The sequence below is a fragment of the Micropruina sp. genome, from assembly GCF_047607385.1.
Classification (GTDB): Bacteria; Actinomycetota; Actinomycetes; order Propionibacteriales; family Propionibacteriaceae; genus Micropruina.
The window spans coordinates 23,633-30,476 of record NZ_JASGDE010000211.1 but is presented as its reverse complement, the minus strand read 5'-3'; the positions used below and the strand labels follow the sequence as shown (position 1 = coordinate 30,476).

7 protein-coding genes are annotated in these 6,844 nt (G+C 70.1%); 1 reads left to right on the top strand and 6 read right to left on the bottom strand.

Annotation, left to right across the window (positions count from 1 at the left end; genetic code table 11):
- Positions 1–109: 109 nt before the first annotated feature.
- A complete protein-coding gene (locus QM582_RS18135) occupies positions 110–415 on the bottom strand; it encodes a DUF3618 domain-containing protein (RefSeq protein WP_415086773.1) in 306 nt (101 codons plus the stop codon).
- Positions 416–563: 148 nt separating this feature from the next.
- Here QM582_RS18135 and QM582_RS18130 point away from each other — a divergent pair, with 148 nt between their 5' ends.
- Entirely contained in the window at positions 564–1,052 is a 489-nt protein-coding gene (locus QM582_RS18130; protein ID WP_415086772.1) for a peroxiredoxin, read from the top strand.
- A gap of 6 nt (positions 1,053–1,058) precedes the next feature.
- On the opposite strand, the gene QM582_RS18125 is transcribed toward QM582_RS18130, so the two are convergent.
- The 5 genes from QM582_RS18125 to QM582_RS18105 are packed head-to-tail and all read right to left on the bottom strand — an operon-like array spanning position 1,059 to position 6,734.
- Positions 1,059–3,104, bottom strand: coding sequence for an MDR family MFS transporter (locus QM582_RS18125; protein WP_415086770.1), 2,046 nt, complete (start codon positions 3,102–3,104; stop codon positions 1,059–1,061).
- Entirely contained in the window at positions 3,101–3,523 is a 423-nt protein-coding gene (locus tag QM582_RS18120) for a MarR family winged helix-turn-helix transcriptional regulator (RefSeq protein WP_415086769.1), read from the bottom strand. The genes QM582_RS18125 and QM582_RS18120 overlap by 4 nt, the downstream gene beginning before the upstream one ends.
- A 59-nt stretch (positions 3,524–3,582) precedes the next feature.
- Positions 3,583–4,959 (bottom strand): hypothetical protein, encoded by a 1,377-nt coding sequence (locus tag QM582_RS18115; RefSeq protein ID WP_415086767.1) that lies wholly within the window; start codon positions 4,957–4,959, stop codon positions 3,583–3,585.
- 10 nt (positions 4,960–4,969) lie between these two features.
- Positions 4,970–5,707, bottom strand: coding sequence for a TIGR03943 family putative permease subunit (locus QM582_RS18110; protein ID WP_415086765.1), 738 nt, complete (start codon positions 5,705–5,707; stop codon positions 4,970–4,972).
- Positions 5,697–6,734 carry a permease gene (locus tag QM582_RS18105; RefSeq protein ID WP_415086763.1) on the bottom strand — a complete coding sequence of 346 codons (1,038 nt, stop codon included), beginning with the start codon at positions 6,732–6,734 and terminating at the stop codon, positions 5,697–5,699. Before QM582_RS18105 ends, QM582_RS18110 begins: the two co-directional genes overlap by 11 nt.
- Between the last annotated feature and the right edge of the window lie 110 nt (positions 6,735–6,844).

Below are 6,844 nucleotides of genomic sequence, written 5' to 3'. Positions count from 1 at the left end.
GCCACACGGCAAGGGTGAAAACCCCACATCGACCGGCCGGGGATGTGGCTTTCGGTGAATTCCGGCCCCACGGCAGGGCCCTGGCCCTGCCACGCCGCCGGGCTCGGGCTCAGCCCTGCCGGAGGCCCTTGAGGATGCCGCGGACCAGCAGCACGAAAGTCACCACCCCGGCGACGGCGCCCCCCACCAACAGCACCCGCTCGGTGCGCAGCCGACCGTTCTCGTCGATCACCTGGGCCTTGGCGTTGGCGAACTCGGTCGCCGCGAAGCCACGGGCCTCGTCGATGCCGCGCTGCATGACCGCCTTCGGGTGCACCTCGTTGACCAGGCCGGCCACATTGCTCGCCAGCCGCTCGCGGGCAGCCGCGATCTCGGCTTCGATGTCCTGCTTGCTGCGGGTGGTGGTGTCGGCCACGGGACGTCCTTCTGCCTCGGTTGGGAACTCCACCCTATGCCTTCCCGCGACCGTGCCGGCACCCCCGGAAGTCTGAGCCGGCGGCCGGACCTGCCCACGTCCGACCCCGGTCGCTCCGTCGCCGGCGGCGGCACTCTAGAGTGAGGCCATGCCGAAGCTGTCTGTGGGCGACATCGCTCCCGCGTTCACCCTGCCCGACCCCGACGGGAACCCGGTCTCGCTGTCCGACTACGCCGGACACCGGGTGATCGTGTACTTCTACCCGGCCGCGATGACCCCGGGCTGCACCACCCAGGCGGTCGACTTCTCCGCCGCCCTTGGTGAGATCGCGGCCGCCGGCTTCGACGTGGTGGGCATCTCCCCGGACAGTGTCGAGAAGCTGGCCAAGTTCCGGCAGCAGCAGGACCTGGCCTTCCCGCTGCTCGCCGACCCGGAGAAGAAGGTGCTCACCGCCTACGCCGCCTTCGGCCGCAAGGTGCTCTACGGCAAGGAGATCGAGGGCGTGATCCGCTCCACCTTCGTGGTCAACGTGGACGATGACGGCGTCGGCCACATCGAGGTGGCCCAATACAACGTCAAGGCCACCGGCCATGTGGCCAAGCTGCGCCGCGATCTGAAAATTCCCTCGCTGGGCTGAGCCTTGTCAGCTCCGGCGATCCACCGCGATGTCGGCGATCAGCGCCGCCATCAGTTCGTTCGCCGCGCTGCGCAGCTTGGCGATGTCGACCGCCTCGTGTCGTTCGGCCACCGGCTTCTCGACCTCGTCCAGGATCGCCCGGCGCGGTGAGTGCGCCGCCGCCAGGGCGATCTGACGCCGGAGCTCGTCGCTCATCGACACCCCGGCCCCGTTGATCTGCTTGGTCAACTCGCAGGCGTACTTCTCCGAACGGGCGGCGATCTCCGCGTCGTCGGAGGTGAGCATCTCCGCCGTGCAGTGCAGCAGCGTGAGGCCCCAGGAGAAGTCCCCGCCGCCTAGTTCGGTGACGGCCTGCCGGGACAACGGCCGGTCCTCCCGCGCGGCGTTCTCGGCGACGATGGCCAGCTCCAGGCCGAGCAGTCGTTCCCGGGTCCGCTCCCCCGTGCCCGGCCCGGTCAGCACCGGCGCCACGTCCCCGGACTGCTGCGACATGGTGTCCAGCAGCTCGCGCCCGGCGTCCTCCGCGTTGCTGACCGTGTCGCGCAGTTCCATCGGCTTGATCAGCAGGGTGCAGACGAAGACCAGCGCCACGATCGGCAGGCAGACGATGAAGATCAGCCCGATCTGCTGGGCCAGTGCGATCCGGACCGCGGCGACCACCTCCAGCGGCAGCTGACCGATCACGGTCGGGTCGAGCACCGAGCCGGCGTTGATCGTGCCGTGCGGCATGGTCTGGGCCGCCGCCGGCGGCAGGTTGGCGAAGATCGCGGCGTCCAGGCCGCCGCTCAGCACCGTCCCGAAGACGGCGGTGCCGATGGTGGAGCCGACGTTGCGGAAGAACTGCAGGGCCGCGGTCGCAACCCCCAGGTCGCGCCGGGCTACCGCGTTCTGCACCACCAGCGTGTACTGCTGGGACAGCGCGCCCAGGCCGACGCCGATCAGTCCGACACCGGTGACGACCTCCCACACCGAGGAGGCGGCGGTGAGCCGGGAGAGCACCACGGCGCCCACCCCGAGCAGCACCGCGCCGACCAGCATGATCTCCTTGTAGCGGCCGGTCTTGGTGATCAGCAGGCCGGCGCCCATGCCGACGAAGACCAGGCCGAGCATCAGCGGCAGCGTGATCAGGCCGGAGGTGGACGCGTTCACCGCGAGCACGCCCTGGGCGTACACCGGCACGTAGATGATCGCGCCGAACATCACCATCGACATGCCGAAGGCGCCCAGGTTCGCAAAGGTGAAGATGGACGAGGCGAACAACTGCAGCGGCACCACCGGCTCGGGCACCCGCAACTCGACGATCACAAAGACCACCAGCAGCGCGACGCCGCCGATCAGCAGGCCCAGGATGATCGGCGAGTTCCACGGGTAGCTGGTGCCGCCCAGGGACGCCGCCAGCAGCGTCGCGGTGATGCCCAGCGACATGGTCACGATGCCCCAGTAGTCGATCACCGCCGGACGCGGTTCGTGGTCGAGCACCAGGAAGCGGGCGATCACGAACAACGCCACCAACCCGACCGGGATGGCGGTGAAGAACAGCCAACGCCAGCCCAGCGCGTCGGTGATCAGACCGCCGGCCAGCGGCCCGGCCACGCTGGTGACGCCGAACACCACACCCATGTAGCCCTGGTACTTGCCGCGCTGACGAGGGGGAATGATGTCACCGACGATGGTCTGGGAGAGCGGCATCAGGATGCCCATGCCAAGACCCTGGACGGCCCGGGCGGCCACCAGCCACCAGAACGTCTGCGCGGTGCCGGCCAACACCGAACCGGCGATGAAGATCGCCAGGCCACCCAGGTAGAACGGACGGCGTCCGAACAGGTCGGACAGCTTGCCGACGATCGGCACCGAGATGGCCGAGACCAGCATGGCGGCGGTCGCCACCCAGGAGTAGTGATCCATGCCGCCGAGTTCGGCGACGATGCGTGGCATCGCGGGACCGACGATGGTCTGCGAGATGGACGCCACCAGCATGCCGAGCAGCAGGCCGGTGAAGATGCGGCGAGACTGCGGTGTCAGCCGGAAGGGTTCGGGGGCGGTGTCGGTCACGAGGCGGCCTTCTTCTGCAATGAGTCGTTCAAATCGTGGAGTAGGTGGGCGAGCATCGTCCGGTCGGTTGCGGGCCAGTGCGCGACGGCGTCGGTCACCTGGGCCACCCGGCGTTGCTGTTCGGCCAGGAATTGCGCCCGGCCGGCGTCGGTGAGCTGCAGCTGCTGGGCGCGGCGGTCGTCCGGGTCGGTCTCCCGCAGCAGCAGCTCGCGGTCGACCAGGGCCGCCACCCGGCGGCTCAGCGTGGACGGGTCGAGGCCCTCGATGTGGGCCAGGTCGCCGGCCCGCATGGCACCCTCGCGGTACAGCCGGGCCAGGATCAGGTATTCCAGCCGGGCCAGCGTCGCGCCGCGCCGCTGATCGTTGGTGATCCGCCACAGCAGCGTGAACAGCCGTGTCAGCTCCTCCGATAGTTGCATGTAGCAATCATATAACTTTCAACGACGCCGCACCAGTGCCGCTTCGGGGCGAGTTCGGGTCAGGACGTCCAGACCGGGGACGATCCCGGCGCGCTGCCCACCTTCTTGCCGGTGGCCAGGTCGAAGATCATCGTCGTCGCGTGATCGGAGGCCCCCGAGTACAGGTCGGTCAGCGGCGCCTTGGAGTCGAGCACCACCGCCCAGGCGAACTGGCCGTTGGGCGATATCCCGCTGTTCAGCAGGTGCCCGTCCCCGTCCTTGATGGTGAGCAGCTCGGTGCTGCCGGTCCGGGTCCGATGGGTCAGCTGCGTGGAGACGCCGCCCTGTCCCTGGCCGCCGCGGAAGGTGTTGTACTCGACCAGGTAGTCGCCGACGGCGAGGAAGCTGCGGCGTCCGGCGAACGTCTTCTTGTCCGGATCGCGGGTGCTCTCCACCTCCGAGCTCAGCCCGGTGGCCAGGTCGAGCATCAGCTGCTTTCCGGAGCCCTCGGCCATCAGCAGCGAACTACCGGGCAGGAATCCGATCAGCTGCGCCAGGCTGCCCAGCGGCACCGGCGGTGTGCCGCCGTCCAGATAGATCAGGAAGGCCTGCTCCTGCGGGGTGGCCACGACGACCGCATTGGCTCCGGGGACGAACCGCCAGTCCTGCACCGAGAGCGCCGCCCCGCCGGCGGAGACCTCGACGGGCGGCGCGGCGGGGTTGCCCGCGTCCGCGATGAACAGGTTGCTGGAGTAGTTGCGCTGGCCGTCCTCGCCGGTGACCAGGAAGCCGAATTTGGAGCCGTCCGGCGCCGCCTCCAGGCCGGTCAGCAGGGACACCGCCGGCGCCGCGACCTCGACCCGGGAGCCGTCGCTCCGGCTGACCGCGACCAGGGCGGACGACTCGGTGTCCGGGTGGCTGATCGCGACCACCTGCTCGCGGGTCAGCACGTAGTCCTCGATGCCGGGCGCGGTGAGCAGGGTGCGTCGCTCACCGTGCGCCTCGCTGACCACGGTGTCGTCCAGGGCTCCGTCGCCGCGATGCGCGATCAGCGTGTAGAGGGTGGCCGGCGGGGTGCGGAACACGTGGTTCCAGTCGGAGACGGTGTTGGTGTACTGGCTGCGGACGCCGGCGACCGCCACCCGGTACTCGGTGTCGTAGGCCAGCGGCCAGGTGAACCGGACGGTGACCGTGCTGTCCCGGGTCTGCACGGTGAACGGCACCGCGGGCGTGACCGTCACCTGGCCGGCGTCCAGCGGCGCCAGCGGCAGGCGGCTCTTCAGCACCAGGCGCTCCCCCGCCGAGCCGACCGCCCGGTCGACCGCGATGCTGGCCGAGGCCAGGTCGGGCCGGCGCACCACGCCGGCGGCGCCGAGCCCGACCGCCAGCAGCGCCAGCACGGCGCACACGATCAGGCTGGAGCGCCAGAACCGGGCACTGTCCGCCCTTGTCGTCACGCGTTTCCCCTCAGTACTCGTACGGCGTGTCGGGAGCCGGGACGGGTTTGATCGCGGACGGCTGGACGACCAGCACGGCGCCGCCGGGGGCGTCCTCGATCGGCACCAGGCGTCCGGTCACCTCCAGCCAATGGTCGGGCTTGTACGACTTCGCCCATTCCGCCTTGACCACGGTCACCACGACCGGGCGGGCGTCCACCGTGCAGCAGGTCACCACGAACCGGCCCAGGTAGAACATGCCGTCCCGCTTGTCGTCGGTGGGCAGCACGAACCCGGTCAGCTTGACCTGCTGGCCGGAGTATTTCGCGACGCTGTCGGGATCGTTGACCAGCATCGCCCAGTCGCGCAGCTTGAAGGTGGCCGGATTGGCCCCGGCCAGGGCGGTGGTGTCGGCGTCGGTGCCGCTGTTCGGCGAGCGCTGCTGGGCGGACGCCGCGGTCAGCGTGGACGGCGGGACGATCAGCAGCGCCACCACCATGGCGGCGGCTGCCGCGACCGCGGCCCAGCTCCGGCCGCCGGCGGTGCTGCGTCCGCGAATCACCCAGGCGGCCACCGCCGCCACCGCGGCCAGCCCGGCCATCACGACGGTGAACAGGTTGTAGCGCGGGTGGATGTACAGGTTGAGCCGCCCGGTGACGCCGAGCCAGCAGATCGCGACGGCACCGATCAGGCCGAGCAGCAGGCCCCACGGGAACCCGCCCGGGGATTCCTGGTGGTCGTACGAGGCGTGGTCATGGTCATGCGACAAGGTTGAGCCCCAATCCGATCACGAGGGTGGACAGCCCGACCAGCCCGGTCAGCAGGGCCAGGGCGCGGGTGGTGAAGGTGGTGCGCAGCAGAGCCAGCATCTTGATGTCGATCATCGCCCCGAAGACCAGGAAGGCGACCACCGCGCCGGGCGCGAAGGCGGCGCTCAGCGAGAGGATGAAGAAGGCGTCCACGTTGGAGCAGACGGACACCACGAAGGCCAGCACCATCAGCACCCCGACCGAGACGACCGGGTTGCCGCCGATGGTGATCAGCCAGTCCCGCGGCACGCCGACCTGGATGGCGCCGGCCACGAAGGATCCGGCGACCAGGGCCGGGATCATCGCCGCGGTCTCGGTGGCGAAGGCGTCCGCGCTGCGCCGCCAGCGGCTCTGGGTCTCGCTGTGGTCGGCCTGACAGGCCGCCCGGAAGCCCGGGGTCAGCAGCCGGTCCGGGTCGGGATGCCGGGAGAACATCCAGCCGACCAGGTTGGCGATCAGGAAGGCGCCCAGCACGCGTCCCAGCAGCACGCCGTCGTTGAAGCCGAAGGCCTGGTAGGTGGTGACGATGGTGACCGGGTTGAGGATCGGGGCGGCCATCAGGAAGGTCAGCGACTCCCCCACGCCGAGGCCGCGCATCATCAACCCGCGGGCCATCGGCACGTTGCCGCATTCGCAGACGGGGAAGATCACCCCGAGCACCGACAGCACCATGCGCCGCAGCACCGGGTTGCGCGGCAGCCACTGCCAGACCCGGTCGGGAAGCCAGATCTGCACCGCGATCGAGATGCCGATGCCCAGGAAGACGAACGGCAGCGACTCGACCAGCACGCTGACCGACAGGGTGAAGAAGTCCCGTGCCGCGGTGGGCAGCCACTCCGTCCAGGACGGCTGGGCCAGCACCCGGAGGCCGACCAGCGCGGCGACCACGGCGACACCGATCAGGATCCGCAGCCAGACCTGCGCAGGCCCGGGACGCCGATCCGGTGGGACCTGGCGCTCTGTGGCGATCGTGAGCTCGGACGACACCGGGTCAGCGTAACCCAGCGGTGCCGTCCGGCCCCAAGCCCGCCTATGCCGACGGCTCCGCGCAGCCCGGCCGGACGGGGCGGGCTCAGTAGCATCGTCGCGACCGATCA